Raw genomic sequence first — 26860 nt, forward strand, 5'->3', positions numbered from 1 at the left:
ATGATTGCACCCCGTCAGGATCGGGGGAGTTTGACATGGTGTGGTGGTGGTGGATCGCTCCGGCGGTCGTTGGTCTGATCGGCGTTGTTCTGCTGATCCGCGGCCTGATGGCCCTGTTTCAGGGTCGGGTGTTCAGCGGCCTGCTGGTCGGGGCAGGCGGCGCGGGCTTCATGGCCGCAGCCGCGATCGCCGCCCTGCTGGCGCTGGACGTCCAGACCTATGGCCGGCTGACCTATGAGCGGCCGGTTGCGACGATCCAGACCCGGCAGCTGGGACCGCAGTATTTCGAGGCCACGCTGATGCAGCCCGGCATGGGCGAGAACGCGCCTGGGGTCAGCAACCTGTATCCGCTTCACGGCGACGAATGGCGCATCGAGGCGCAGGTGCTGAAGTGGAAGCCCTGGGCCAATGTGCTGGGGCTGGACGCCCAGTACCGGCTGGACCGGCTGTCAGGCCGGTATCAATCGACCGAACAGGAGATCAATGCGACGCGCAGCGTGCATCCGTTGGCCGGCGGTGACGCGGGGCCGGACTGGCTGCCTTGGCGGATCAGCGCCTGGGACGCGGCGCGGAAATACCGGAAATACGTCGATGCGGTCGACACCCTGTACGGCGGCGGCGCCTATATGCCGATGGCCGACGGCGCCAAATACGAGGTCTGGATCACCCAGTCCGGACTGGTGGCCCGCCCCGCCAACGACGCGGCGCGCGCGGCCTCGGCGGGAGGCTGGACGGAGGTGGAGTAACTTCCTTCTTCCGCAAGGGGAGAAGGACGGTTTTAAACCGTGCCGATCGTCCGCAGGCGGGCGCGGGGATGGACCTCATTCTGGCTCATCACCACCGTCTGGCCGCGGAATCGCTCGATGATCGAGCGGACATAGGGGCGGATCTGCGGGCCGGTCAGCAAGACGGCGGTCTCGCCGGCCATGGCCGCGCGTTCAAAGACATCGCGGACGGCTCGGATGAAGTCCTGCAGCCGTGACGGGGCCATGGCCAGCTGACGCTCCTCGCCCTGGCCGACGAGGGCGTCGGCGAAGGCCGCCTCCCATTCCGGGGACAGGGTGACGATTGGCAGGGCGCCGTCTTCACCCTTGTGCTGCCAGCACAGCTGACGGGCCAGGCGGCCGCGCACATGCTCGACCAGGGTGGTGACCGAACTGGTGTGCGGAGCGGCCTCGGCCAGACCTTCCAGAATGGCGCCGAGATCGCGGATCGAGACTTTCTCGCGCAGCAGGGTCTGCAGCACCCGCTGCAGGGTGGTGACGGTGATGACCGAGGGGATCAGTTCGTCGACCAGCTTCTTCTCTTCGGTCCCCAGCTCCTTCAGCAGCTTCTGCACCTCGGCGTAGGAGAGCAGGTCGGCCATATTCTCCTTGAGGATTTCGGTGAGGTGGGTGGTCAGCACGGTCGAAGGGTCGACGATGGTGTAGCCGCGGAAGGTGGCCTCCTCGCGCAGGCTTTCGTCGATCCAGGTCGCGGGCAGGCCGAAGGCGGGCTCCTTGGTGTGTTCGCCCGGCAGCTCGACCTGTCGCCCGGCGGGATCCATGGCCATCAGCGAGCCGAGGCGGACCTCGCCCTGTCCGGCCTCCATCTCCTTGATGCGGATGGCGTAGCCCTGGGTGCCGAGGCGCATGTTGTCCAGAATGCGCACCGACGGCATGACGAAGCCATATTCCTGGGCCAGCGAGCGGCGCAGGGCGCGGACCTGATCGGTCAGGCGGCGGCCTTCCAGATCGTTGATCAGCGACAGCAGGGAATAGCCGAGCTCGATCTTGACCTCGTCGATGGTCAGGGCGGTGCCGATCGGCTCCTCGACGTCCTCCTTGGGCCCCAGGGCGGTGGCGGCCATCTCGGCCTCGGTCGGTCTGGGCTTGAGCCGCTGCCGGCCCAGGCGCCAGGCCATGAAGCCCGTGCCGAGGGACAGGGCCGCGAACGGCAGCAATGGCATGCCGGGGATCAGGCCGATCAGGCCGGAGGCGGCCGAGACGACGCCAAGGCTGACGGGATTGGTCGCCAGCTGGGCGACGAGGGCCTTGTCGGCTGTGCCTTCGACGCCGGCCTTGGAGACCAGAAAGCCGGCGGCGATGGAAATGACGATGGCGGGGACCTGGGTCACCAGACCGTCGCCGATGGTCAGGGCGACGTAGGAGTTGGCGGCGTCGCCGATGCTCATGCCGTGCTGGACGGTGCCGATCAGGATGCCGCCGATGGCGTTGATAAAGACGATGATCAGACCGGCGACGGCGTCGCCGCGAACGAATTTCGAGGCGCCGTCCATGGCGCCGAAGAAGGTCGATTCCTGTTCCAGTTCCTTGCGGCGGCGTTTGGCGGTTTCCTCGTCGATCAGGCCGGACGACAGGTCGGCGTCGATGGCCATCTGCTTGCCCGGCATGGAGTCCAGGGTGAAACGGGCCGACACTTCCGCGATGCGGGTCGAGCCCTTGGTGATGACCACGAAATTCACCACCAGGATGATGGCGAAGATGATGATGCCGATGATGAAACTGCCGCCCATCATCAGGGCGCCGAAGGCCTCGATGACCTGACCGGCGCCGCCGGAACCCTCGTGACCGTGACTGAGCACCAGCCGCGTCGAGGCCAGGTTCAGGCCCAGCCGGAACAGGGTGGTGACCAGAAGGACCGTCGGGAAGATGGCGAAGTCCAGCGGCTTCTTCATCATCACGGCGGTCATCAGGATCAGCACGCTGGAAACCAGCGAGAGCGCCAGCAGGATATCCAGCAGGAAGGTCGGGATTGGCAGGATCAGCAGCAGGATCACGCCGATGACGCCGATGGCCATGGCCACCTCGCCGCGCACGACCCAGCCCATCATGTCGCGGCCCGTGGGGCGCGCCATGCCGTCGCTCATCATGGTCGAGGCGGGGATGTCCGTCATGCGCGGCCGAGCGCGGCAAGGGCGATGCGGGTCGCGTCGGCGATGGCCGCCTCACGTTGCTGTTCGGTCGAGGTCCGCGAGCCGTGGAAATAGGCGGTGATGATCAGGGGCTCGCCTGACGGAGGCCAGGCCAGACCGATGTCGTTTGTCGGGCCATAGCCGCCGGTGCCTGTCTTGTGCGCCAGCCGCCAGTCGGCGGGCAGGCCCGCCTTCAGGCGGTTCGGACCCGTGGGCGTGGCGAACATCCAGCCCAGCAGCAGGGTTCGGGAGGCCGCTGTCAGAGGGGTGTCCCGGCGCACGAACAGCCGCTGGATGTTCCGCGCGGACTGGCTCGCCGTAATGGTGTCCTTGTCGCCGTCCAGCCGGTTCATCTCCGGCTCAAGCCGATCGACCCGCGTGTCAGTATCTCCAATGCCGCGATAGAAGGCGCGCAACCGCTCCAGGCCGCCCAGTTCGCGGATCAGGATATTGGCCGCCGGATTGTCGCTGAGCCCGACGGTCGCTTCCATCAACCGCTCGATCATCAGGGTCTCGCCGACGGCGGGTTCGGTGACGGGCGCATGGTTGACCATGTCGGCGGCGGTCACCGGGATGGCGCGGTCGAGACGCTCTTCACCCGCCTGGACCCGCAGCAGGGTCGCGGCGGCGAGGTACATCTTGAAAGTCGAGCAATAGACGAACCGCTCATCGCTGCGCCAGGCGACGCGGGCATCGGCGCCGACGTCATGGGCGACGAAGCCGAGGCGGCCGTCATGCCGGGTTTCGAGGGCGGACAGGTCGAACGCGATCGGAGCCGGCGACGGGCCCGTCGCCCCAGCCTCGGCGGCCGGGCGCGAACAACCCGCCACGCCGAGCGCGGCGAGGCCGGTCAGGACAGTCCTGCGGTCGGCCCCCCGGGTCATGATCAGGCGGCCGCGTAGCCGACGGCGGCGACGCCGCTCTGCGGGGCGATGATCTGGACGCCCTCGTCGGCGTATTCGTTCAGCTTGTTGCGCAGGGTGCGGATCGAGATGCCCAGAATGTTGGCCGCATGGGTGCGGTTGCCGAGGCAGTGCGACAGGGTGTCGAGGATCAGTGTCTTCTCCATCTGCGCCACCGTCTGGCCCACGTGGGCGCGGGTGATGGCGTCGGCGGTCTGGGCGGCGCGGGCGGCGGGGTTGTCATAGCCGGCGGCGCCGTGGGATCCGGCGCTCAGCGGCTGGCCGTCGGGCAGGCGAATGGCCTCGACGTCGATCTCGGACCCGACCGCCAGCAGCACGGCGCGGTGCATGGCGTTTTCCAGCTCGCGGACGTTGCCGTTCCAGCGGTGCGAGACCAGGGCGCGGCGCGCGTCGGCCGAGATTGGCCGCACCGGCACGCCGTTGGCGGCGGCGTATTTCTTGACGAAATGATCGGCGAGTACGGAGATGTCGCCCGGTCGTTCGCGCAGGGCCGGCAGGCGCAGGTTCACGACGTTCAGGCGGTAGAGCAGGTCTTCCCGGAACGTGCCCTCCGAGACCGAGCGGGCCAGGTCGCGGTTGGACGTGGCGATGATGCGGATGTTGACCGGCACCGGCCTGGTTCCGCCGACGCGGTCGATGACCCGCTCCTGGATGGCGCGCAGCAGCTTGGCTTGAAGGCGGACGTCCATCTCGGAGATTTCGTCCAGCAGCAGTGTGCCGCCGTCAGCCTCCTCGAACTTGCCGATGCGGCGGGCCATGGCGCCGGTGAACGAGCCCTTCTCGTGGCCGAACAGTTCCGATTCCAGCAGATTGTCGGGAATGGCGGCGCAGTTGACGCTGATAAAGGGGCGGTCGGCGCGCTTGGAGCCGGCGTGGAGGTAACGGGCCATCACCTCCTTGCCGACGCCGCTCTCGCCGGTAATCAGGATCGAGGCTTCCGAGCGGGCGACCTGATCAGCCAGCATGATGACCGCCTTCATCGACGGATCGGCGGAGATCAGCGGACGGTCGTCATCGGCGACGGCGGCCAGGACCGCGGCGATCAGATCGGCCTCGGGGGGCAGGGGGATGAACTCCTTGGCCCCGGCGCGGATGGCGGCGGCCGCGTCGCTGGCGTCGGCGTCGACGCCGCAGGCCACGACCGGAACATGGATCCGCTCGGCCTCGTTGGCCGCGATCAGGCCGGCGATGTCGATGCGATAGTCGACCATAAGCAGGTCGGCGCCCTGCCCTCGACGAAGTTGTTCCGTCGCCTGATCGCCGCGCTCGACGTGACTGACCTTGGCGCCGTGCGCCATGGCCATTTTCACCGCCGTCGCCAGCTGTCCGCTGAGCCTGCCAACCACCAGAAGCCGCATCGGTCTTCTCCTCTAATCTCTACGCACCGTCCGGCCGCCGATCAGGCGCCGGAGTCCTCGGTCTTGATGATTTCCGTCATGGTCACGCCCAGGCGGTCCTCGACGACGACGACCTCCCCGCGGGCGACCAGACGGTTGTTGACGAAGATATCGATGGCCTCGCCGACCTTGCGGTCGAGCTCCAGCACGCTGCCGCGGTTCAGCTTGAGCAGCTGGGCCACGGACATGTGGGCCTTGCCCAGCACGGCCGAAATGTTGACCGGCACGTCAAAGACCGGCGTGAGGTCGTGCGCCGTCTTGTCGGACGGGTCCTCGCTGACAGTGATTGCAACGGAGTCCGGGAACTCCTCCAGGGCCATGGTGTCGGACGCCATTACGGCCTCCCTTCCATCGAGGTTTCAGGGGTGAGGTTTTCGGCATGCCCGGCCTCGGCGGCCAGGGCGGAGTTCAGGGCTTCGCTCATGCGGGCGAAGGCTTCCTCGGGATCAAAGGCGGCGCGGCCGTCGGCCCATTCCAGCTGGAAGGCGGCCGGCGCCATGGCGGGTTCGGTGCGGAAAGCGACGATGCCGGAGAAGCCGGCGTCGGCGCACAGCTGCTGGAGGCGCGCATGGGTCGCCTCGGTCAGGTCGCCGGTGCGGATGACCAGACGCGGCGAGGCGTCGATCTCCTGCCCCAGCGCTTCCAGCGCGGCCTGCAGGGGCGCCTCGGGGTGGCGGTCGAGGGCGGAGGCGGACACCACGCGGGCGGCGGTGAGGGCCAGTTCGGCGGCCTGCTGACGATGCAGCTGGGCGACCTGGGCCAGAGCGGGGGCGGCGGACGCCAGGGCCTGGCCGATAGCGGACAGGGCCATGGTCTGGATGCTCTCGACCTCGGCCAGGGCCTCGTTGCGGGCGTTCAGCCGGGCCTGGGCGACCAGGGCGTCGACCTCGGCCGGGCCATAGGCGCGCTTGATCGGGCGGAAGGCGGCGGCGGCGCTCACGACCACGCCGGCGGCGTCGAACTCGGTGTCGAAGGAGAAGCGGGTGCTGAGAGGCTGGTGGGTCATGTCAGTAGATCAACTCGTCGTCGCCGCCCTGGCCGACCAGCATGATCTCGCCCTTGGCGGCGAGATCCTTGGCGACCTGGACCATGGCCATCTGGGCCTGATCGACGTCCTTGAGACGGACCGGGCCCATGGACTCCATGTCCTCGCGCATGATCTTGGCGGCGCGTTCGGACATGTTGGAGAAGAACAGTTCGCGCAGGGCTTCCGACGAGCCCTTCAGGGCCAGGCCGAGGGAATCTTTCTCGACCGCGCGCAGCAGGGTCTGGATGCCGCCGGGGTCCAGCTTGGCCAGATCCTCGAACACGAACATAAGGGCGCGGATACGCTCGGCCGCCTCGCGGTTGCGCTCTTCCAGCGCGCCGATGAAACGGGCCTCGGTCTGACGGTCGAAGCTGTTGAAGATGTCGGCCATCATCTCGTGGCTGTCGCGCTTGGACGTGCGCGCCAGGTTCGACATGAATTCCGTGCGCAGGGTCTGCTCGATCTTGTCGAGGATTTCGCGCTGCACCGGCTCCATCCGCAGCATGCGCTGGACGCATTCGAGGGCGAAGTCCTCGGGCAGGCTGGTCAGGACGCGGGCGGCGTGGTCCGGCTTCACCTTGGACAGGACCACGGCGACGGTCTGGGGGTATTCGTTCTTCAGATAGTTGGCGAGGACGGCCTCGTTCACATTACCGAGCTTGTCCCACATGGTGCGGCCGGCGGGACCGCGGATCTCCTCCATCAGGCCTTCGACCCGGTCGCTCGGCATGAAGGAGGCGAGCAGACGCTGGGTCTGTTCAAAGCTGCCCATGACAGCGCCGGAGCCGCTCATGCCCGAGACGAACTCGACCAGCAGCTCCTCAACGACGTTGGCGCCAACGGTGCCCAGCGACGCCATCGCCTGGGAGATTTCCTTGATCTCGTCCTCGTCAAGGCTCTGCCACAGACGCGTATGGTCCTCACCCAGCGACAGCAGAATGACGGCGGCCTTCTCAGGCCCCGTCAGCTTCCTGACGTCCTCGACAGCCGGCTTCTTGTTGATAGCGCGCGCCATCAGCCCTCGTGCACCCAGCTGCGCAGGATGGTGGCGGATTCATCAGGATGCTTCTCGACAAAATCCGCGACCTTCTTGACCGAGGAAGCCTTCACCTGGCCCTCGATGCGGGCGATATCGAGCCGCTGGTCCATCTCCGAGGGACCGGCCAGCTGGGGCATGACCCCGCCGGCGCCGCCCATGATGGTGGTCTGCAGCGAGGTCACCGCGCCACCGCCGCCCGCACCGGCGGCCGCGAGCTGCAACGGACCGCCGCCCACGCCGCCGCCGGCCGATTTCAGCAGCGGGCGCAGCACGAAGAAGATTAGCAGCAGGCCGGTGATCAACAGCACCAGCAACTCCACGCCGCGCATGATGTCGTTCTTGGTGAAGTTGAACAACGACGACGCCGCCTCCTCCCCGCCGACCACGGCCAGGTCGCGGTTGAAGCGGGCGTTCAGCACCTCGATCCGATCACCGCGCGTCGCGTCGATGCCGACGGCCGCGGCGACCAGCGCCTTGATCTGCTCGATTTCCGCCGGCGTGCGCGCGGCGTAGGTCGGGGCCCCGCCGTTGGCTGCGGGGGTCCATCTGCCGTCCACCGCGACCGAAACGGCCAGCCGCTTGATCTCGCCGGCCTCCTTCACCGTGGTCGTGGTAGTGTTTGATATCTCGTAGTTGGTGGTCTCGGTGGTCTCGGTGGAGTCGGTCGTGGTCGAACCGGTCGGGGTCGTGGCGGGCGCTTCGCCGCCCGGGATGTTGTTGGTCGCCGTCGCGCCGCCATCGCTGACGCCCGTGGCGTCGGAACTCTCCGAGCCGTTGGTCGAGGTGGAGCGCACCACCTGACCGTCCGGATCGTAACGCTGCTCTTGTGTGGTGGAGCGACTGTGGTCGATGTCGGCGGTGACCTGGACGCGCGCGCCGCCGACGCCAACGACGCCCTCGACGATATCCATGATCCGGGCCTGCAACCGGGCCTCGGTGGTCTCCTGCGCGTCCTGGGCCGAGGCGGCGCTGAAGCCCTCGGAGTCCGAGCCGGCGGCCAGTGTGCGGTTGGAGGTGTCGGTCAGGGTGACCTTCTCGGGCTTCAGATTGGGCACCGAGGAGGCGACGACGTTCCGGATGGCCTGGACCTGGGCGCCCGACAGCTGGCCGCCGGTGACGCCCACGACCACGGCGGCGGTGGGGTCGGCGGCGTCGGACTGGAACAGTTCCCGGCGCGGCAGGGCGATCATGACGCGGGCGGAATTGATGCCGCGCATGGTCAGGATGGTGCGGGCCAGTTCGCCCTCGAGGGCGCGCTTTTCATTGAGGTTCTGCTGGAACTCGGTCTGGCCCAGCACCGACTGGTTGTCGAAGATCTCGTAGCCGACCGAGCCGGAGGTCACGAGCCCCTTGCCGGCGACCAGCATGCGTGCCTCGCCGACCTCGTCACGGCTGACGAAGATGGTCGAGCCGTCGCCCTTCGAGGAGTATTTGATGCCGGCGCTGTCCAGCGCCGTGGTGACCTCAGACGCTTCCTGCAGGTCGAGATTGGAATACAGCAGGGCGTCCGGGGCCTGGCCGATGCGGAGCATGACGGCGACCAGCACGGCCGCAACGCCGGCGGCGACGCCCAGCACCACGGTCAGCCGACCGATCCCGAATCTCTGCAACGCCGCTGTGAAGCCGCCCACGCGTCCTGCCCCGAATACTCACGGGTCCTTACAGACGCCCGCTAGGCAGAAACTGCCGCCTTCGTGGTAAATGCGGGGTTAAGACCTTTGGACGATCAGTGTTTTTTGCGTTTCTGCATGACGAAGCCGATGACTTTGGCGGCGGCTTCGAAATGTTCGCGAGGGATGGTCTCGTCGATATCGACAGCGGCGTAGAGGGCGCGGGCCAGAGGCACGTTCTCGACGATCGGAACGTCGTGTTCGCGGCCCACCTCACGGATGCGCAGCGCCACCGCGTCAACCCCCTTGGCCACACAGATCGGCGCGGGATCACCCTCGCCGGGCTCGTAGCGCAGGGCGACGGAATAGTGGGTCGGGTTGACGACAATGACCGTGGCTTTCGGGACGTTCTGCATCATCCGCTGACGGCTGCGCCGGTTCCGGATCTGCCTCAGCCTGGCCTTGATGTGCGGGTCGCCCTCGGACTGTTTGTAGTCCTCCTTGGTCTCTTCCTTCGTCATCTTCATCCGCTCGGCGAAGCGGTATTTCTGCCAGAGGAAGTCGGCCCCGGCGGTGAAGCCCAGGAAGATGATCGTCGACATCATCAGGGCGATGGCCAGATCGCGCGCCATGGGCAGGATCATCGCCGGGGGCATGGCCGCCATCACCTCAAGCTCGCGCAGGTGCGGCCTCAGGACGAGCCAGCAGATCACCCCCACCGCCAGCAGCTTGAGAAAGGTCTTGATGAACTGGACCAGGCCATCAGGGCCGAAGATGCGTTTGAACCCCTTCAGCGGATTGACCTTGGACCAGTCGGGCTTCAGCTTTTCGGCCGTGAAGAGCAGGCCGGACTGGGCCACATTGCCGCCGACGCCGCCGAGGATGGTGGCCAGCATGACCACGCCGAGGAAGGGCGCCATGGCCCAAAGGGCCATGCTCCCGATCTCGACCCCGGCCCCGGCGTCGAGCCCCCCCATCATGGTGTGAGGCGCGGCGATGAAGGGCAGAAATTGTTCGGCCATGGAGGTGGCGAACCAGCCGCCGGAAATCAGCACCACGGCGGCCGCGCCGGCCAGGGACAGGGCTGCGGCGACGTCCGGAGACTTGGCGACATCGCCCTTCTTGCGGGCGTCCGCGAGTTTTCGTGGGGAGGCCTCTTCTGTCTTCGAGTCGGGATCCGGCGCATCAGCCACCGGCGCCTCCGACGAAGACATTGGCCAGGGCGCGGTAGCGGTCGATGAAAGCCGTCCCGATCACGCCGAGGCTGAGGGCGAAGACCGACAGGCCCAGCAGGATGCTGAGCGGGGCGGCGGCGAAGAAGACCTGGAAAGATGGCATCACCCGGCCAACGAGGCCTGAGGCGAGGTTGAAGATCAGGGCGAAGACCAGCAGGGGCGCGGACAGCTGCACCCCCAGCATGAAGGCGTCGCCCACGGTGCGGATGGCCAGGGTGGCGAAGTCGCCGGTCAGCAGCGGCCCGGCCGGCCGGATCAGCTCATAGGATCCCACCAGACCGGCGATGAACAGGTGATGGGTGTTGGTGGCGAAGATCATGGTCGTGCCCAGCAGCATCAGGAAGGCGCTGATGGTCGAGCCGGGCTGGACCTGCATCGGATTGGCGGTCTGGGCGAAGGCCAGGGTGGTCTGCAGGGCGACGATCTCGCCGGCCGTGGCCAGGGCGGTCAGGAAGGACCGCAGAAGGGCGCCGATCATCAGGCCGACGATGACCTCGCGGATGATCCATCCCGCCATGCCGCCCACCGTCGCGGGCAAGGCCGGCAGGGTGCCGGCGATCACTGGCCACAGGGCGAGGCTGACGACCAGGGCCAGCGACAGGCGGATGCGCGGCGACACATAGCTTTCGCCGACGCCCGGCAGCATCAGCAGCACGGCGCCGATCCGCGAGAAGATCAGCGCGCCCTGCCAGACCTGGTCCGATGTCGCCCAGGGCTCCACCTATTGACGTCCCATGGCGATCACATGCCGGCGATGCGCGCCGCGATCGTCCGCATGAAGCCGCCCAGCAGCGCTCCCATCAGCGGCAGGAACAGCAGCAGACTGACGAAGATGGCGATGATCTTGGGGGCGTAGATCAGGGTCTGTTCCTGGATCTGGGTCAGGGCCTGGAACAGGCCGATGGCCACGCCGACGACCAGGCCGACCAGCAGAACAGGCGCACACAGCTGGATCGTCAGCCACAGGGCGTCACGCCCCACATCCATCACTTCAGCGCCGTTCATTGAAATCACGCTCCACCAAATACCGGGCAGAAAATGCCGGGAGCGTGGTTAACGAGCGGTTAGGACGGACCCGACTGGATCAAACCGCCTCGCCCGGCGTAAAGCGAAGCATGACCAAGCCCCCCGTCTCCCAGTCCGACGCCGAAGCCGCTGTACGCACCCTGATCGAATGGGCGGGTGACGACCCCGACCGGGAAGGGCTGCTTGACACGCCGGCGAGGGTTGCCCGCAGCTATCGCGAGTTGTTCGCCGGCTATGAGGTCGAGCCGCGCGCCTATCTGGAGCGGACCTTCGAGGAGGTCGGCGGGTATAACCAGTTGGTGGTGCTGAAGGACATCCGCTTCGTCAGTTTCTGCGAACATCATATGCTGCCGGTCGTGGGCGTGGCCCATGTCGGCTATCTGCCGACCGACCGGGTGGTGGGCATCTCCAAACTGGCGCGAGTGGTGCGCGGCTATGCGCGCCGGTTACAGATCCAGGAGAAGATGACCTCCGAAATCGCCACCGCGATCGATGAGGTGCTGCGGCCCCAAGGCGTCGGCGTGGTCATCGAGGCCGAGCACAGCTGTATGACGATGCGTGGGGTCGACGCGCCCGGCGCCAGCCTGACCACCAGCGCCCTCCTGGGCGTGGTGCGGGACGACGCCCGGACGCGGGAAGAGTTCCTGCGCCTGGTGCGAGGCTAGGGCCCGCTCGCCACGGCGATCGGCGCGGACTTGAACGCCCGGCTGATCCGGACCCACACGATCCAGAATAGCAGGAAGCCGAGCGGCGCCAGGCCGAGCACCGTCGTCAGCGGGCCGCGCAGCACGGCGGGTATCTCGTCCGCCTGTCCGAAGAAGAACGAGCCGGTGGCGATGAAGAAGGCCGCGCACATCCGCCAGAGATGGCGTGCGATCCGCGGCACGCCGGTCAGGCCGCGGCGGCGCAGCATGGTAAAGTCGGCCAGCGCCGCCAGGGTGGCGATCCCGGCGAAGAAATACAGGGTCGGGTCGCCGGTGATCCGGCCGAACACGGCCGAGATCGGGGCCAGACCGACGGCGAACAGCATGGCGCCGGTCTCGAATCCGCCAACCGCGCCCTCCGGCCGTTTCACTGTCATCCAGCCGGTGGTCACCAGATACAAGGTCATGACGCTGGCCGCGATATTAACCGGCACGATCTCCGGCACGAAAGGCGAGACCCCGCCCGCCACCCCGGCCATCACCAGCATTGAGACAAAGAAAACGTTCCCGGCCGCCCGGTGCACGGTGTCGCCCTTGCGCGCGATCACGGCCACGAAACCCGCGATCATGGCCACGGAAGCGCCCGCGATGTGCAGGAACAGCAGCACATCCGCCGCGAAATGAAGGATCGCCGGTGCGTCCGCGGGAGCCACCAGAAGGTTGTCTGAGCCTTGCATGGGAAAACTCTTCTCTGGGAGAGCGGTCGATGTCGCTTCGGTCAGCCGAGCGACAGCGGAGCGCCGGACAGGATTTTCTGGGAGAACATGAAGAAGGCGAAGATGCCGAGGCCCATCAGCAGGGTGAGCAAGACCAGCAGGCTCGCGACCGCGGTTCGTGCTATCGGCCCGCCACGGTCCCTGGCGCGCAGGTAAAGCTCCAGAACCGCAATGGGCACGAGGTAGCAGCTAAAGGCCCAGATGCTGAAGAAGGGGTCGCTCATCGAGACCTCCCTTCCCAGCGCCATGTTGCCGACGAACCAGGCGAACACGCCGATGCGCAGGAACCACTGGGCGTTTGAGACCAGATAGAGGCGCATGGCCCATCGGCGATGGATGGTGATCCGCCGCGCCATCGCGTAGCGCCCGGCCAGGCCGGCGAAGGCGAGGATGAGCACGCCATTCAGCGTGGTGGACATCTCGCCCAGCGAGTCCGGCGGCGAGCCCCGGCCCCAGACCAGATAGAAGCCGGTCAGGCTCAGCCCCACCACCGTCAGCAGGAACAGCCGCCCGTTCCAGCGATGGAAGACCGGCGCTCTGGCCCGGATCTGCGGCACGAGCTGAAGCGCTCCGCCGAAGGCTATGATCCCGGCCGCCAGAGCATGGGCGCCGAAGGTCATATTGCCCGCGGTGTCGCCCTCGACGTAGCCCTTGGCCCCCATCGTGCTGAGCACGCTCCAGGCTTCATAGTTTCCGGACGCCATCGCGGGGCCGTAGAAACTGGCGATGTAGTAGAAGAACAGCCACTGCCCGATCAGCGCCGTCAGCAGCCAGAACGCCGCGGCGGCGCCCAGAACGCCGTCCGCCCCGCCGGATCCGGATGTCGCGTTTTGGGTGCTGATGGCGTCGGATGTCGCTCGCATGAGCCGGCTCCTTTCACAGACGCAAGGATCAGATCGGGCCGCGCGAACGGCGCAGGCGAATGGCGGCGAACAGGAAGGCGGCGGCGACCAGCAGGCCGATCCACACGCCCGGCTGACCGAACAGGCGCACGGGATCGAGGTCGGCCAGCGTGCTGACGGGCGCGTCGCCGCGGCTGCCCACGGTGAAGGGGCCGCTGAAGCCGCCCAGGATGCGGTGCTGCAACGGGTTGGGCCCGCCCGCCGCGCCGAAGGCCAGGTATTCAATGATGGCGATCGCCACGAACGGGGCCGCGGCCCAGAGGAATGGCACACGGCGCGCCCAGGCCGAGACCAGCAGCAACCAGGCGAAGACCGGCGCGTGCCACAGCGTCATGAAGGTCAGGCCGTAGGACAGCACGGTCCACAGGAACGGAAGGTCGAGCTCGACCCACATCAGCCTGGGGTCGAAGCCGTTCGCCAGCCAGATGAGCGACGTCAGGGCCACGATGACCAGCTGGGCCACGACCACGAGGGCGAAGACGATCACCGGCATCATGAGGGCCGGGACCGCCGCCTTGGACAGCACCGTCATCAAATCCGACACCGGCAGGGATTTCCAGAACAGGATGCTGCGGTCGCGCCGCTCGCCGTGCAGGGCGGCGAGACTGTAGAGGATGGAGACGACCACGCCGCTGAGGAACACCGTCCCCGCGACGAAGCCGTAGGGCTCCATGTAATCGTAGGTCGAGGCGGGATCGGCGAGCCGGTCGGCGCGCTCGACGTTCGACAGGTGAAGAGAGCCGGCCAGCGTGCCGAGGATGCCGAGGCCGGCGACGACGGCCGGGGCGATGTAGAGCACGCGATGCTCCCACAGCTCGCGCCGCAGCAGCCAGTAGAAGGTCCGGGCATGAGTGCGCCAGGGCGAGGCGACGACCGCGGGGGCGTCGGACAGGTGCTCGGTTTCGGAGGTCATGCGGCCTCCCGCGCCGTCTGGGTCCCGCCCATCAGGGCGACGAAGACATCGGCCAGGCCGGGCGAGCGCACCTCGCCGAGGGTGGCGAGTTGGTCGCGGGCGACGCCGTCGAACAGCAGGATGCTGCGGCCCAGCAGCGTACGCTCATGGAGGGGCCGCAAGGCGCGCGCGGCGGCGAGACGGTCGGGTCCGACGACCAGCTCCAGATAGCGGGCCTCCACGTCCTCCATCGAGGAGTCGAGCACGACGCGGCCGCGGTCAAGGAAGACCACGTCGGTCAGGATGTGCTCCACCTCGGCGACATCGTGGGTCGAGACGAGGATGGTGCGATCCCCGTCGAAATAGTCGTTCAGCAGCGAGTCGTAGAACTGCTTCCGGTACAGGATGTCGAGGCCCAGCGTGGGCTCGTCCAGCACCAGCAGCTTCACATCCACCGCCATGATCAGGGCGAGGTGCAGCTGGGTGACCATGCCCTTGGAAAGGTCGCGGATCTTGCTGGCGCGCCCGATCGTGGTGCGGGCCAGGAAGCCCTCGGCCCGGGCGCGATCGAAGCGGGGATGAACGCCGGCCATGAAATCCAGCGCCTGTCCGACCCGCATCCAGCGCGGCATGACGGCCACGTCGGCGATGAAGCAGACGTCGTGCATCAGGTCGCCGCGTTGGGCCCATGGATGACGGCCCAGAACTTCGAGCTCTCCCTCACAGGCGGCGAGGCCGACGATGGCGTGGAATGCGGTGCTCTTGCCGGCGCCGTTGGGGCCGATCAGGCCGACGATACGACCCGCTTCGACGGTCAGATCGACCCCGTCCAGGGCGATGGTGGAGCCGAAGGCCTTGCGCAGGCCACGGGCGCGGATGCAGCTCATCGGCTCAGTCCTCCGCCGGCCTGGGCGGGACCGCGCCCAGCAGGTCCTGCGTCAGGCCCAGCCGCTGGATGGTCGCGCGAATTTCGGGCCACTGATCGGTCAGGAACCGCTGGCGTTCTGCCCGCAGCAGCAGCTCCCGCGCGCCGGCGTTGATGAACATGCCGACCCCGCGCCGCTTCTCCACCAGCTGCTCGTCGACCAGCTGCTGATACGCCTTGAGCACTGTCAGCGGATTGACCCGGCTCCCGGTCGCGACGTTGCGAACCGAGGGCAGCGGGTCGCCCTCGCTGAGGAGTCCGTCGAGGATCATGGCGACCACGCGATCGCGTATCTGGCGATAGATCGGCTGACCGTCGTCCCACTCTGAATCCATCGTCCCTTCCGGACGCCCCCTCGCAACATTGGTTCGATACAGTACCGAACTGGTGTTATACATGACTATAACACTTAGGGAACGCAAGCGCTTTTCGTGGAGGCTCTCGCCGGCCCTGTGGTCGCCACGCCCGGAGGCGCAATTCCGTGGCGGAATGCGCTACCCTGGAGGCTCGGACGGGATCACCGACCGGGGAGAGCACGCGACATGGGCCGGCTGATCGAGGAACTGGACTATCGCGTGACCGCCATGGGGCCGCTGATCCTGCGGCGGCGCTGGGTGGCGGCCATCGACGGTGATGTCGTCGAGGTCATCCTCGGCGACGAACATCTGATGTCCAGCCTGTTCACGGTCGGCGAGACTGAACTGGCCGTCCGGGGTCTGGCGGCCGCGAAGGGCGCGTCGTTGCGCGTTCTCGTGGGCGGTCTGGGGCTGGGCTACACGGCCCGCGCGGCGCTGGCAGACGATCGGGTCACATCGGTCGACGTCGTCGACGCTCTGGCCCCGGTGATCGAATGGCATGAGGCCGGGCTTGTGCCGCTCGGGGAAAGCCTGGGGCAGGAACCGCGCTGTCATCTCAAATTGGGCGACTTCTTCGGCTGGTTCGATACGCCGCGGGCGCCGGCGGAGCGTTACGACGTCGTTCTGCTCGACATCGACCATTCGCCCCGCAATCTGCTCCACCCGGATCACGCACGCTTCTATGCCGAAGAGGGGCTGCGGAGCCTCCGCAAAGGGATCACCGAGGGCGGAGTTTTCGCCATGTGGTCCGACGAGGGACCGGACGCAGCCTTCATCGCCGTGCTCGGGGCTGTCTTCGCCAACGTCCGCGCCGAGGTTGTGACCTTCGACAACCCCCTGACCGGCGGCGCATCGAGCTGCACCATCTACGTCTGCGACCGGGCCTGAAGACGCCGCATTGACGGCCCGGTCCTTGCGGAATTCGCCTCAGAAGAGGTGTTTTCCATGGCCTGGACGGCGATATCGACCCGAAATGAGACACCGCCCATCGTGCGCGGCGGGTGGCTGGACGCCCTGCGGTTCATTGTGGCCGCCCTAATCATCCTGCATCACTTCCAGGGCGCGGGGCCGATCGCCCTGGCCGAGGGACTGCATCCGGTGTTCGAGCGGGGCGGGTTCCTGCTCACCAACTTCTTCATCATCGACAGCGGCTATGTGCTGATGCGGGTCTATGGCGGCTCGCTCGCGGGAGGCCGGATGTCGGCCGGCGACTTCTTCGCCAAGCGGTTCCTGCGGGTCTGGCCCGCGCACATTCTTATGGGACTCACCCTGGTCGTTCTCGTGGTCGGGGGGACCGCGGCCGGCGTCGGGCCCCGGGCGCCGGAATGGTTCGACTGGAGCCAGCTGCCGGCCCAGCTGGGTCTGGTGCAGGCGTTCGGCATTCCCGGCGGCTACGGGTGGAACGCGCCCAGCTGGTCGATCTCGGCCCTGATCGGCTGCTATCTCGCCTTCCCGTGGATCCTGAAGGGTCTGGTGCGGCTAGGGCCGTGGAGCGTGCTGGCGCTGGGCGTCGGCGGCTATCTGGTCGCCAACCAGCTCACCTGGAGCCTGTTCGGCTATCCCGTCTATCAGATGCCGATGGGCTTCGGCTTCATCCGCGCCCTGCCACTGTTCTTCCTCGGCATGGCCCTGGCCTGGTTCGCCCAGAAGGTCTGGATCGCGCCGAAACTGGCCGGCTGGGCCGGGATCGGCGCCGCCCTGATGCTGGCCTTCGTGCAGTATTTCGACAAACACGCCCTGATCTCGCTGGTCTGTATCTCGACCATCATTCTGGCGGCCGGCGCCGTGCCGACGCCGCGGCCCTCGAAATGGGTGGAGAAGGCGGCGCAGGTCTCGTTCTCGATGTTCATCACCAATGAGGTGGTGCGGATCGCCTGGTTCGGCGTGGTCAATGTCCTGATCGCCAAATACGCCCTGCCCGTCGCCGCCCAGTGGGCGCTGTGGGGGATGGGCGTGATGGCGGCCTTCGTCTTCGCCATCCTCTTCCATATGCTGATCGACACGCCGATCCAGGACCGCATCCGCGTCTGGCTCAAGGGCCGGTCGAGGTCGCATCCCATGGTCGTGGCCCAACCGGTCGTGTCGCTGGAAGGCTGAGGCTGACCGACGTCGGACCGGATCGCGCCGGGCACGAATTGGGCTAGAACAACCGGGTGAGCATGCCTGACCCCCACGATCCCCACGCCCTCGCCGTGGCGGCCGACGCCGGCGACGCGGACGCCGCGCATCGGCTGGCCGTGCTGACCGCCATAGGGCTGGGTCTGCCGCAGGACTGGCGCGCGGCCCTGGAGCGGTTGACGCATGCGGCGGAGCTGGGACACGCCACGGCAGGGAGGCAACTGGCCCTGCTGTCGGGTGGCGCCGGAATCGACATGGCCGCCTGGCTGAACCCGCCCGCGCCCCGGATGCTGAGCCAGGGACCGGCCATCCTCGCCATCGAGGGCTTCCTGGCGGGCACGATCTGCGACTGGTTGAAGGACCGGGCCGAAGGCATGGCCGAGCCGGCGCTGGTCTATGACCCCGAAACGGGCGAGGGGCGGCGCGAAAGCGTACGGACCAACGCCGCGGCGCAGTTCGCTCTGGAGCGAATGGATGTGGTTCTGGCCGTGGTGCGCGAGCGGATCGCGCGGGCGGCGGGCCTGCCCGTTCCCGGCCTCGAATGGACGCAGGTGCTGCACTATGCGGTCGGTCAGACGTTCGACTGGCACGTCGACTGGCTGGACCCCGCCCTGCCCGGCTACGCCGCCGACCTCGCCGCGCGCGGGCAGCGGATCGCCACCTGTCTGGTGTTTCTCAATGACGATTTCGAGGGCGGGGAGACGGCGTTCGAGGCCGGCAGCCTGAGGCATCGCGGCCGCAAGGGCGACGCCCTGCTGTGGGCCAACACCCTGCCTGACGGATCCATTGACCGGCGCACACGCCATGCGGGCCTGCCGCCGACGACCGGCGAGAAATGGGTGCTGTCGCAGTGGCTGCGCGGGCGGGCGCCAATCGGCTGAAGGTCCGGGGTCTGACAGGCGTCAGATCGGCATCCGCATGATCTCCTGATAGGCGGAGATGACCTGGTCGCGCACGGCCATGACGGTTTCCAGCGAGGCCTCGGCCGAGGAAACGGCGGTGACGACGTCGATCAGACTGCCCTGCCCCTGGACGGCGGACGCCATCTGGGTTTCGGCGGCGCGCGAGCTGGCGGTCATGTCGCCCATGACGCTGGTCAGCATGTCGGCGAAGCCCGAGGGCTGGGCGCCGCCGACGGGCGAGGCCGGCATCTCCGTGCCCTGGATCGCCGAATAGGCGCGCGCTGCGGCCAAGGGGTTCATCGGTCAGTCCCTATTTCTTCAGCAGGTCGAGGATGCGGGCGTCCATGGCCCGCGCCGTCTCGATGACATTGAGGTTGGCCTCGTAGGCGCGCTGGGCCTCGCGCATGTCCATGGCCTCGACCAGGGTGTCGACATTGGGCCGCAGCACATAGCCCTCGCCGTTGGCCGCCGGATGGCTGGGATCGTATTCCGAGCGGAAGTCGCCCTGATCGACGCGGACCTCGGCCAGGGCGACGCCCGTGGCGCCGTTGATCTCGCGCGCCTGGAAGACGGGGATCTGGCGGCGATAGGGCTGGCCGCCGGCGACCGGCGAGGTCGACTGGGCGTTGGCGATGTTCTCGGCGATGATCCGCATGCGCGACTGCTGCGCCTGCAGCGCGCTGGCGGCCACGGCCATGGCCGAGTTGCGGGGCGGGATCGGGTCGGGCATCGGCTATTCCTCGATCATCGGCCGGGCGGGCGGGCGGCCATTCGCAGCATCTGCATGGACTTCTGGTAGAAGCCGATGGCCGCGTCATAGGCCATGCGGCTCTCGGCCATCTTGAGCATCTGTTCCTCGACCACGACGGAATTGCCGTCGAGCGTGGTCTCCGAATCGGGCGCGGCCCGACTCTCGAACCGGGCGGTCGCGCCGGCCGGGGCGATATGCATGGCGCTGGTGCGGACCATGCGGACCCCGCCGCCGCCCTCGGCGAGCGCACGGGCGAAATCAGTTGGCTGGTTCAGGTCGCGGCTGACGTAGCCGGGCGTGTCGGTATTGGCGACGTTCTGGGCGATGACGCGCTGGCGCTCGTCCAGCCAGGACAGGCGGCCCTTGATCTGGCTGAGCAGCGGCAGGTCGGTGAAGCCCATGCGAGCCTCCCAGTTCGATGCGTCGGGGCGCGGATCGCCCCTCTGAGATGGGCAGAAACTGCCGCCTGCATGGTTAACGGGGGGTTATCTCAATGCGGCGTTAACCATGTCGGGCGAAGTCTGCCGCATGAATTTCCTCGACCTCGCCCGGGCGATCCTCGCGCTCGCCATTACCCTCGGGATTATCGGCCTGGCCGCATGGGCCTCACGGCGATACCTGCCGCAGCTGCTGGCCCGGATCAGCGCCGAGCGCGGCGAACGGCGGATGACTGTGGTCGAGACTCTGGTGCTCGATCCGGCGCGGCGGCTGGTTCTCGTCAAGATTGATGACGAGGAGCGGCTGCTGATTCTCGGCGACGGCCGGGAGCTGATCGAACCTCGCGGGCCGGAGGCGGCCAAGTGAACCTGAAGGGCGTCTTCGTCATGCCCACTCGCGCCGAGCTGAAGCGCGCGGTGATCCTGTCGCTGATCACCACCGGCTTCTGTCTGCTGTGGCCGCTGGCGGCCCTGGCCCAGGACGTGGCGGCGGCGGGCGGACCCGGCGCGGCTATCAATGTCGACCTCGGGACAGGCTCGGGCCTCACCGAACGGGTGGTGCAGCTGGTCGGACTCATGACCGTGCTGTCGCTGGCGCCGTCGATCGTGATCATGACCACCAGCTTCGTCCGGATCATCGTGGTGCTGTCGCTGCTGCGCACGGCGCTGGGCATGCAGCAGTCGCCGCCGAACGCCGTGCTGGTGTCCCTGGCCCTGTTTCTGAGCGCCATCGTCATGGCCCCGACCTGGCAGGACGCCTATGATTCGGGCATCCGACCCCTGCTGGATCAGCAGATGGAGCTGCCCCAGGCCTTCGATGCGGCGTCTGAACCTGTGAAGACTTTCATGCTGGGTCAGGTCGACCAGGACGACCTGGCGCTGTTCGTCCGGCTGTCCCAACTGGAGGCCCCCACGGCGGCCGCCGACCTGCCCCTGAGGGTGGTCACTCCGGCCTTCATGATCAGCGAGTTGAAGCGGGCCTTCGAAATCGGATTTCTCCTTTTCGTTCCGTTCCTTGTGATCGATCTGGTGGTCGCCAGCGTGCTCATGTCCATGGGTATGATGATGCTCCCTCCGGTGGTGATTTCACTGCCGTTCAAGTTGATCTTTTTCGTGCTCGTGGACGGCTGGAGACTGGTCGCCGGAAGCCTGGTCGAGAGCTTCCAGAGAGCCTCCGGTACCGGATAATTCCCCACCCCGTGGGGGTTACAGCGGCGAAGTCGCTTGCCAAGGGAATAAAAAGCGGCGTCAATCCGTCCGTCATCGCCCCTGAATCGGGGCGAGCTCACATCGGGAAACGACCCACATGACCACCCAAGCAGAACTCATCGCCTCCGTCGCCAAGGACGCCGGTGTCAGCCAGGCCGACGCCGGCCGTATGCTCGACGCCCTCGTCAAGAACATCCACAAGTCGCTGACCGGCGGCGGGGACGTACGCATCTCGAACCTCGGCGTGTTCGACACCGCCGCCCGCGCCGCCCGTGAAGGCCGCAACCCGGCCACCGGCGCGACCATCAAGATCGCCGCCTCGAAGGCCGTGCGCTTCCGCGTTTCGAAGCCGCTCAAGGATGCGGTGAACAAGAAGTAGGATATTTCTTCTCCCCCCGGGGAGAAGGGCTGTATTCAACGGGCGGGCGCCGCGGGTCGGTTCCCGCCCGTTTTCGTTCTGAGTTCGGCCTTCATGGCCGCGACCCAGCCCGCGAAGGTGTCGGCCGAGGCGGCGAGGCCGGCGAAGTCCCCCGGTGAGGCGCCGCCGCCAACCCCGTCGTCCAGGGCGATCGACAGGGCCGTCTTCGCCCGCGCCCCGGCCACGAACGGGCGGTAGTTGCGCGACAGGCGGGTCAGGGCTGCGGCGTCCTCGCCCAGCGAATAGCCAACCCCGGCGCGGATCAGCCGGGCCTCCTCGGCGACCGTCAGGGCCGCGGGATTCCGGAAGCGTTCACCCAGCAGCGCCTCATAGAGGGCGGCGGCCGGAGCCCAGCTCCGCTGCTTCCAGAGGACTTCGGCGCGGACCTCGCGGGCCTCGGGCGAGGCGTCGGCGCCCAGCACCTCGAGTGCATGGTCGAACCGGCCCAGATCCATCAGGGCGCGGGCCTCCAGCGCGCGGCGCTCGGTGTTGAGGACTGATGGCAGGATGGTCGTCCGTGAGTTCCAGATGGCCTGCAGGGCCGGCTCGGGCTGGCGGTCCATCAGGTAGAGGGCGGCGAGATCGGTCGCGACCTGGGCCTTGGCCACGCCCTCCAGTCGGTTCTCGACCTGGTATTTCAGCAGTTCGGCGGCCTGATCCAGCAGATCGACATCGACCAGACGGCGCGAAAGACGGCGGACCATCTCGTCGCCGTCGGCGCCGATAGGTGTCAGTTCACGGAAGTCGTAGAACAGGCCCAGCGCCTGCACGGGCTGAAGGCCGTCGGCCCCACCCTCAAGGAACAGCATGCGAAAGGCGGCCCCCAGATCGGCCTGGATTTCGGCGGCGCCCTCAAGACGGTTCAGATTGGGCCCGGCGCCCTTCAGGGCGGTCAGTGCCTCGCGATAGAGGCCCTGTGACAGATAGAGCTGGCCCAGCTGGCGGATGACGGCCAGTTCGGTGGCGTCGCCGCGCCAGCGCCAGCGCAGACTCTCCAGCTCCTTGGCCGCCGCATCGGCCTTCATGGTCCCCTTGGCCAGCGACAGGCGGACGACGCCCAGTTTGGCGGGCACAGAGACGGCGTCCAGCGGCGCGCGGCCAATGGCGGTGTAAACAGCCAGCGCCCGGTCGGACTGGCCATCCAGTTCGAACAATCTGGCCTGCACCAGACGGGCGGTCAGCTGGTCGGCGGCGGGGGCGTTCTGGCTGAAGCTGTAGGCCAGCAGGGCGCGGGCGGCGCCGAGATCGCCGGTCTCCAGCGCCGCCATGGCGTGGGCGGCGCCGAAGCGGGCGCGCCACTGGGCGGGGAACTCATCGACCGCCGCGGCGCCTGCGGCGAAGGCCTGTCGGGCCGACTCCCAGTCGCCCTGGGTGGAGGCGATGTAGCCGCGCCAGACCGCCGAGGCGGGGTCCGACGCGACAGCGGCGGAAGCGAAATCACCCTGGGCCTCCGCCATCCGGCCGATCGAGGCGCGCGCGGCGCCGCGCAGGCCGCGCAGTTCGGGCTCGCCGGCCATATTCGGGGCCTGGATGACGATGCTGTTCAGGACGCCGACGGCCTCATAGCCGAGGCCGGAGCCCACAAGGAACCGGGCCAGGGCGAAGCGGGCCTCGGCCGGAGCGCGGGGATCGTCTCCGGCGGCCATCGACTCCCGGGCGGCCGCATCCTGCAGCTGGCGATAGCGGGCGGAAAAGCCGTCGTGGCCGGGCTCGGCCCACTCGGCCAGGATCAGGGACGGGTGTTTCGCCCGCCGGGGCGCGCCGTCCTCGGCCGAGGCGGCGTCAAGGGCGGCGGACGGCGGTGAAAGGATCAGGCCGCCCGGCCGGCTGAGGGTGACCAGATCGCCCTCGGCCTGGATGGCGAGGTCGTTCGCCAGCGTCTCCACGGCCAGACCGTGGGCGGTCGGCAGCAGGGCCAGATCGACGGTACGGCGGCGGTCGGCGAAGCCCTTTCCGGGAGCGAGGGCGGTGACGGCGGCGAACCGGTCGCCGGCCAGCGGATCGGTCAGCCAGACGGCACGGGTCGCGCCTGCCATGCGGGCGACGAGGGCCGGTTCCCCGTCGTCCTGACGGTCGATGGCGACCCCTTCGACGGCGATGGGCTGGCCGCCGATGGTCACGGTCCAGGTGGAACCCCGCGCGGCCGCCGAGACGGCGAGGCCTTCGGGGGCGGCAATGCGGACCGCAACGTGATCAGGGCCGGCGGTCCAGCGGGCGTCGGAAACGGGGCCGAGCTGTCCGGCGCCCGGCATGTCGAGGCGGGCGGTGGTGTCGAACACCACCCAAACGGCCTCACCGCGGCGGAAGACGGCGGCCCCGACCGGCGTGGACCAGGCGAAAGACAGGCTGACCTTGGCGGGGGTGGCGACGGCCGTGACCGGCACGGTCCGGGCCGCCACAGCAGGCGTCTCGAGCGGGGCGGCGGCCGGAGGGGTGGCGTAGAGATTGAGCCAGACCGCGCCGTCGGCCGAGCCGGTGCTGGCGTCGGCGCCTTCGGCGAGGGTCAGGATCAGTTCGGTGGCGCCCCGGATCGCCCGGGTCTCGACCTTGTCGACGCCGCGCGGCGGATCGACCTTGAGGCGCGAGACATCGGGCGCGGCGGTCGAACCGATGCGGACGATGACGTCGCGACCGTCACGGCGAACCTGCGACCGGGCGCCGATGACGCCGGCGAATTCGATGCGGGTGTACTCGGTGTTTGACCCGATGCGGATCGAGACCGGATCCAGCGGCGCCGCGACCTCCTGAGCCAGCGGAGTCAGGGGCGCGAACAGCACCGCGCCCGCCGCGGCGGCGGCCACGGAGGTCTTGAGAATGCGCTTGCTGGCGGAGGCCCCGGACATACGCGCGCACCCTCGCGCGGCCGGCCTTTCAACGCGGTTAACGGTTGGTGACCGCCGAATGCAGCATGCGTAGCGCCACCCGCAGGCATTCGATACGGCAGGGACCGCGGCCGATGTCGCCGAAATGATGCTCTTCGTGGATCGTGTGAGCGCCCGTGGCGGCGACCACGAAATGCACCCGGCCCGTCTCATCATCAGGCCCCGCGGGTCCAGCGAAGCCGGTGACCGCCACGGCCACGCCGGCGCCCGAGGTCCGCAGCGCGCCCTCGGCCATGGCGCGGGCGACGGGTTCTGACACGGCCCCGTGTTCCTGGAGCAACCTTGGCGGCACGGCGAGTTCGTCGGCCTTGGCGTTGTCGGTATAGACGACATAGCCCCGCTCGAAGACGTGCGAACGACCCTCGACGTCGGTCAGGACCGAGGCGACCAGTCCGCCGGTGCAGCTCTCGGCCGTGGCCAGGCTGACCTCGCGTTGGTCAGCCGCCGTCAGCACCGCCTCCACCAGGGCTTCGACGTCGTTCGGCAGGGCGGGGCTGAGGGTTTCAGTCATGCGACTGCAACGGCCCCGTTCGCCGGCGTGTTCCCGCGACATCAAGGCCGGTTGCGGCGGAGTTCCGGCAAGCCGACATGCCGTGCGGCCTTCCTGTCAGGATCCCGTTGTGACCGAGCCCCAGTATCCCCGTTTGAGCACCCTTTCGACCGGCCTGCGCTGCCGCTGTCCCCGTTGCGGCGAGGGGCCGTTGCTCAAGGGGTTTCTGACCATCCGCGACGCCTGCCCCGCCTGCGGTCTGGATTATGGTTTCGCCGAACCAGCGGACGGCCCGGCCTTCTTCGGCATGAGCGTCGTCGGGATCGTGGGCATGGCCCTGTTCATGTGGTTCGAGTTCGCCGTCCACCCGCCGATCTGGGTGCATATGGTCGTGACCATGCCCCTGCTTGTTCTCGGCTGTCTGGGCGTGCTGCGGCCGCTGAAGGGCTGGCTGGTGTCGGAACAGTTCATCCACAAGGCCGCTCCGCCGGTATTCGAGAGCAACGGCAAACACGGCGAAGGTTCGAAATGGCGCTGACGTCCGGCCGCTACTGCTGAGGGGGCGCGGCGGCCGGCGTTGTCTGGCGCGGGGGCTGGGTCAGGGGCTGAACCGGCTGCCGGAGGCGGGACTCGATCGGGACCGCGCGTGTCGGCGTGGCCGTCGTGGTCGAGGGCTGGCGCGGGGCCGGCGACATTCGCACCGGCGGATCACGCGTCGACGGGGCTGCCGTCCCGGGCGTTGAATTCACGGGTGGAGCGGTCACGGCAGGGTCCGGTTGCCGGGTCCGGGGTGGGCCCACTGGCGGATCACGAGCAGGCGGCGCGGCTGTGACCGGAGCGGATGCCGCGGGCGGCGCCGTCACGACCGTTGTCGGCGCCCGGGTCAGCGGCGGCCGGACGGCGGGATCACGAACGGGCGCCTTACGAACGGGGGGAGCGCGGACAGGCGGCTCTCGCGTCGGCGGTGGCGGCGGCGCGGGCCCCTCAGGCTTGTTGTTCGGGTCTGTCGGAGGAGGCGTGACGGGACCGGTCGGCGGCGGCGCATCGCTGGAGGGATCGACCGGCGGCGGCGCAACGGGCGGATCGGACGTCCCCGTGCGCGTCGGCAACAGGACCTCGAACCGGCGGTTGGTCTCATCGGTCGCGCCGAAGGGCGGGTAGAGCCGGGTCCGGGTCAGGGCGACCATCTGCACCGGCCGATCCAGCACCACGCTCTGGCCGTTGACGGCGACCCCGATCGCCCCCTCCCTGAGAATGATCACCGCCGCGCTGTCGGACTCCGCCGACAGATCCGGCGCACCGGGGATTCCGGCGAGGAAGGCCACGGCCTCAGGTCCCACCACGCCCTCGATGACGGTGCCGCGGACGCCGATGGCTGAGCCGGGCGTGCGGAAGGCGATGGCTTCGGGCTGGGCGCCGCGATTGTCCGAGGCGAAGCGGAAAGCCCCGCGCAGCACCGAGACCGCCACCCCGGCGACGCCCCGCCCGGGGTCATAGACGAAGCGGTCGATCTCCAGCTGCGCATTGGCCCCGACGGTCAGCAGCGACCGGTCCAGAAGACTGACCTCCAGACGGCTGGCGGCGGCGGTGGCGACCCGGTCGCCGAAATTCACGTCGGCCCCGGTGACCGAAGGCCGCCATTCGGTCTGTCCGGCGGGGGTGGTGGTCACCGCATTCTCGACCAGCCGGTTGACCCCGACCCGGCCCGGCGCCGCCGGCGGCGTCAGCAGAGCCCAGGCGACGAGGGCCACAACGACGGCCAGAACGGTCCAGATGATCTTCGTCCGCATTGGAGCCTCCCGCGCGACCGGCGATACCGTAGCGCTTTCCCGCCGGGAGGCCAAAGCCTTCGCCCAGGGAGGCAAACGGGGGGCGGAAAACGGGGCGGGTCCGTTTGACTTCCAATGTAATGACGCGCCCCTTGCGCCGGCCCTGGGGAGGGGCGCGGCCATGGACATCGAACGCATTCTGTCGTGGCTGCTGATCC

General features: G+C 68.3%; 30 protein-coding genes. 9 read left to right on the forward strand and 21 right to left on the reverse strand.

Annotation, left to right across the window (positions count from 1 at the left end; all coding sequences use genetic code 11):
• The first annotated feature begins 35 nt into the window (after nucleotides 1-35).
• Nucleotides 36-746 carry a hypothetical protein gene (locus ACTIEW_RS06155; protein WP_439477031.1) on the forward strand — a complete coding sequence of 237 codons (711 nt, stop codon included), beginning with the start codon at nucleotides 36-38 and terminating at the stop codon, nucleotides 744-746.
• A gap of 32 nt (nucleotides 747-778) precedes the next feature.
• Here ACTIEW_RS06155 and flhA read toward each other — a convergent pair whose 3' ends face one another.
• The 10 genes from flhA to fliQ all read right to left on the reverse strand — a co-directional run bounded on the left by flhA (nucleotide 779) and on the right by fliQ (nucleotide 11150).
• Nucleotides 779-2872, reverse strand: coding sequence for a flagellar biosynthesis protein FlhA (flhA, locus tag ACTIEW_RS06160; protein WP_439477285.1), 2094 nt, complete (start codon nucleotides 2870-2872; stop codon nucleotides 779-781).
• Nucleotides 2873-2892: 20 nt separating this feature from the next.
• Entirely contained in the window at nucleotides 2893-3798 is a 906-nt protein-coding gene (gene bla, locus ACTIEW_RS06165; protein WP_439477032.1) for a class A beta-lactamase, read from the reverse strand.
• Nucleotides 3799-3800: 2 nt separating this feature from the next.
• Nucleotides 3801-5195 carry a sigma-54-dependent transcriptional regulator FlbD gene (gene flbD, locus ACTIEW_RS06170; RefSeq protein ID WP_439477033.1) on the reverse strand — a complete coding sequence of 465 codons (1395 nt, stop codon included), beginning with the start codon at nucleotides 5193-5195 and terminating at the stop codon, nucleotides 3801-3803.
• Nucleotides 5196-5236: 41 nt separating this feature from the next.
• Nucleotides 5237-5554 (reverse strand): flagellar motor switch protein FliN, encoded by a 318-nt coding sequence (gene fliN, locus ACTIEW_RS06175; protein WP_439477286.1) that lies wholly within the window; start codon nucleotides 5552-5554, stop codon nucleotides 5237-5239.
• A 14-nt stretch (nucleotides 5555-5568) separates the two neighbouring features.
• Nucleotides 5569-6240 carry a flagellar assembly protein FlbE gene (locus ACTIEW_RS06180; protein WP_439477034.1) on the reverse strand — a complete coding sequence of 224 codons (672 nt, stop codon included), beginning with the start codon at nucleotides 6238-6240 and terminating at the stop codon, nucleotides 5569-5571.
• Nucleotide 6241: 1 nt separating this feature from the next.
• Entirely contained in the window at nucleotides 6242-7264 is a 1023-nt protein-coding gene (gene fliG, locus ACTIEW_RS06185; protein WP_439477287.1) for a flagellar motor switch protein FliG, read from the reverse strand.
• Between the two features lie 11 nt (nucleotides 7265-7275).
• On the reverse strand, nucleotides 7276-8931 hold the full coding sequence (gene fliF, locus ACTIEW_RS06190; RefSeq protein WP_439477035.1) for a flagellar basal-body MS-ring/collar protein FliF: 1656 nt from the start codon (nucleotides 8929-8931) through the stop codon (nucleotides 7276-7278).
• Nucleotides 8932-9026: 95 nt separating this feature from the next.
• Nucleotides 9027-10103, reverse strand: coding sequence for a flagellar biosynthesis protein FlhB (flhB, locus tag ACTIEW_RS06195; RefSeq protein WP_439477036.1), 1077 nt, complete (start codon nucleotides 10101-10103; stop codon nucleotides 9027-9029).
• Nucleotides 10096-10866, reverse strand: coding sequence for a flagellar biosynthetic protein FliR (gene fliR, locus ACTIEW_RS06200; RefSeq protein WP_439477037.1), 771 nt, complete (start codon nucleotides 10864-10866; stop codon nucleotides 10096-10098). The genes flhB and fliR overlap by 8 nt, the downstream gene beginning before the upstream one ends.
• A 20-nt stretch (nucleotides 10867-10886) precedes the next feature.
• Nucleotides 10887-11150 carry a flagellar biosynthesis protein FliQ gene (gene fliQ, locus ACTIEW_RS06205; protein WP_439477038.1) on the reverse strand — a complete coding sequence of 88 codons (264 nt, stop codon included), beginning with the start codon at nucleotides 11148-11150 and terminating at the stop codon, nucleotides 10887-10889.
• A gap of 110 nt (nucleotides 11151-11260) precedes the next feature.
• On the opposite strand from fliQ, the gene folE reads away from it, so the two are divergent.
• Complete coding sequence (gene folE / locus ACTIEW_RS06210; RefSeq protein ID WP_439477039.1) at nucleotides 11261-11836, forward strand: GTP cyclohydrolase I FolE; 576 nt, start codon at nucleotides 11261-11263, stop codon at nucleotides 11834-11836.
• Here folE and ACTIEW_RS06215 read toward each other — a convergent pair.
• Genes ACTIEW_RS06215 through ACTIEW_RS06235 form a run of 5 tightly spaced genes read right to left on the reverse strand, consistent with a single transcriptional unit; the run spans nucleotide 11833 to nucleotide 15645 of the window.
• Nucleotides 11833-12552, reverse strand: a complete 720-nt coding sequence (locus tag ACTIEW_RS06215; protein ID WP_439477040.1) for a hypothetical protein — start codon at nucleotides 12550-12552, stop codon at nucleotides 11833-11835. The genes folE and ACTIEW_RS06215 overlap by 4 nt on opposite strands.
• A 41-nt stretch (nucleotides 12553-12593) precedes the next feature.
• The gene (locus ACTIEW_RS06220; protein ID WP_439477041.1) at nucleotides 12594-13454 is read right to left on the reverse strand and encodes a DUF2306 domain-containing protein; all 861 of its coding nucleotides are present in this window, start codon (nucleotides 13452-13454) and stop codon (nucleotides 12594-12596) included.
• 28 nt (nucleotides 13455-13482) lie between these two features.
• Complete coding sequence (locus tag ACTIEW_RS06225; RefSeq protein WP_439477042.1) at nucleotides 13483-14406, reverse strand: hypothetical protein; 924 nt, start codon at nucleotides 14404-14406, stop codon at nucleotides 13483-13485.
• Nucleotides 14403-15272: an ABC transporter ATP-binding protein gene (locus tag ACTIEW_RS06230; protein WP_439477043.1), complete on the reverse strand. Its 870-nt coding sequence runs from the start codon at nucleotides 15270-15272 to the stop codon at nucleotides 14403-14405. The genes ACTIEW_RS06225 and ACTIEW_RS06230 overlap by 4 nt, the downstream gene beginning before the upstream one ends.
• 4 nt (nucleotides 15273-15276) lie before the next feature.
• The gene (locus ACTIEW_RS06235) at nucleotides 15277-15645 is read right to left on the reverse strand and encodes a GntR family transcriptional regulator (RefSeq protein ID WP_439477044.1); all 369 of its coding nucleotides are present in this window, start codon (nucleotides 15643-15645) and stop codon (nucleotides 15277-15279) included.
• A 207-nt stretch (nucleotides 15646-15852) separates the two neighbouring features.
• Here ACTIEW_RS06235 and ACTIEW_RS06240 point away from each other — a divergent pair, with 207 nt between their 5' ends.
• From ACTIEW_RS06240 to ACTIEW_RS06250, 3 genes are all read left to right on the forward strand, one after another.
• Nucleotides 15853-16554 (forward strand): hypothetical protein, encoded by a 702-nt coding sequence (locus ACTIEW_RS06240; RefSeq protein ID WP_439477045.1) that lies wholly within the window; start codon nucleotides 15853-15855, stop codon nucleotides 16552-16554.
• Between the two features lie 57 nt (nucleotides 16555-16611).
• Nucleotides 16612-17763, forward strand: a complete 1152-nt coding sequence (locus ACTIEW_RS06245) for an acyltransferase family protein (protein WP_439477046.1) — start codon at nucleotides 16612-16614, stop codon at nucleotides 17761-17763.
• A gap of 62 nt (nucleotides 17764-17825) precedes the next feature.
• The gene (locus tag ACTIEW_RS06250) at nucleotides 17826-18665 is read left to right on the forward strand and encodes a prolyl hydroxylase family protein (protein WP_439477288.1); all 840 of its coding nucleotides are present in this window, start codon (nucleotides 17826-17828) and stop codon (nucleotides 18663-18665) included.
• 21 nt (nucleotides 18666-18686) lie between these two features.
• Here the strand turns inward: ACTIEW_RS06250 and ACTIEW_RS06255 are convergent, their stop codons facing one another.
• The 3 genes from ACTIEW_RS06255 to flgB are packed head-to-tail and all read right to left on the reverse strand — an operon-like array spanning nucleotide 18687 to nucleotide 19838.
• A complete protein-coding gene (locus ACTIEW_RS06255) occupies nucleotides 18687-18986 on the reverse strand; it encodes a flagellar hook-basal body complex protein FliE (protein ID WP_439477047.1) in 300 nt (99 codons plus the stop codon).
• A gap of 10 nt (nucleotides 18987-18996) precedes the next feature.
• Nucleotides 18997-19416 (reverse strand): flagellar basal body rod protein FlgC, encoded by a 420-nt coding sequence (gene flgC, locus ACTIEW_RS06260; protein WP_439477048.1) that lies wholly within the window; start codon nucleotides 19414-19416, stop codon nucleotides 18997-18999.
• A 14-nt stretch (nucleotides 19417-19430) separates the two neighbouring features.
• A complete protein-coding gene (flgB, locus tag ACTIEW_RS06265; RefSeq protein ID WP_439477049.1) occupies nucleotides 19431-19838 on the reverse strand; it encodes a flagellar basal body rod protein FlgB in 408 nt (135 codons plus the stop codon).
• Nucleotides 19839-19965: 127 nt separating this feature from the next.
• Here flgB and ACTIEW_RS06270 point away from each other — a divergent pair, with 127 nt between their 5' ends.
• The 3 genes from ACTIEW_RS06270 to ACTIEW_RS06280 all read left to right on the forward strand — a co-directional run bounded on the left by ACTIEW_RS06270 (nucleotide 19966) and on the right by ACTIEW_RS06280 (nucleotide 21462).
• Nucleotides 19966-20241, forward strand: coding sequence for a flagellar biosynthetic protein FliO (locus ACTIEW_RS06270; protein WP_439477289.1), 276 nt, complete (start codon nucleotides 19966-19968; stop codon nucleotides 20239-20241).
• A 20-nt stretch (nucleotides 20242-20261) separates the two neighbouring features.
• Nucleotides 20262-21062, forward strand: a complete 801-nt coding sequence (gene fliP, locus ACTIEW_RS06275) for a flagellar type III secretion system pore protein FliP (RefSeq protein WP_439477290.1) — start codon at nucleotides 20262-20264, stop codon at nucleotides 21060-21062.
• 118 nt (nucleotides 21063-21180) lie between these two features.
• Nucleotides 21181-21462, forward strand: coding sequence for an HU family DNA-binding protein (locus ACTIEW_RS06280; protein ID WP_439477050.1), 282 nt, complete (start codon nucleotides 21181-21183; stop codon nucleotides 21460-21462).
• 35 nt (nucleotides 21463-21497) lie between these two features.
• Here the strand turns inward: ACTIEW_RS06280 and ACTIEW_RS06285 are convergent, their stop codons facing one another.
• The gene (locus tag ACTIEW_RS06285; protein WP_439477051.1) at nucleotides 21498-24344 is read right to left on the reverse strand and encodes a hypothetical protein; all 2847 of its coding nucleotides are present in this window, start codon (nucleotides 24342-24344) and stop codon (nucleotides 21498-21500) included.
• 37 nt (nucleotides 24345-24381) lie between these two features.
• Complete coding sequence (locus tag ACTIEW_RS06290) at nucleotides 24382-24894, reverse strand: CinA family protein (protein WP_439477052.1); 513 nt, start codon at nucleotides 24892-24894, stop codon at nucleotides 24382-24384.
• A 109-nt stretch (nucleotides 24895-25003) separates the two neighbouring features.
• On the opposite strand from ACTIEW_RS06290, the gene ACTIEW_RS06295 reads away from it, so the two are divergent.
• Nucleotides 25004-25411: a DUF983 domain-containing protein gene (locus tag ACTIEW_RS06295; RefSeq protein ID WP_439477053.1), complete on the forward strand. Its 408-nt coding sequence runs from the start codon at nucleotides 25004-25006 to the stop codon at nucleotides 25409-25411.
• Between the two features lie 10 nt (nucleotides 25412-25421).
• Here ACTIEW_RS06295 and ACTIEW_RS06300 read toward each other — a convergent pair whose 3' ends face one another.
• Complete coding sequence (locus tag ACTIEW_RS06300; RefSeq protein ID WP_439477054.1) at nucleotides 25422-26663, reverse strand: FecR domain-containing protein; 1242 nt, start codon at nucleotides 26661-26663, stop codon at nucleotides 25422-25424.
• Between the last annotated feature and the right edge of the window lie 197 nt (nucleotides 26664-26860).

Origin of the sequence: Brevundimonas sp., from assembly GCF_051860745.1 — a bacterium.
In the GTDB taxonomy this organism is placed as follows: Bacteria; Pseudomonadota; Alphaproteobacteria; order Caulobacterales; family Caulobacteraceae; genus Brevundimonas.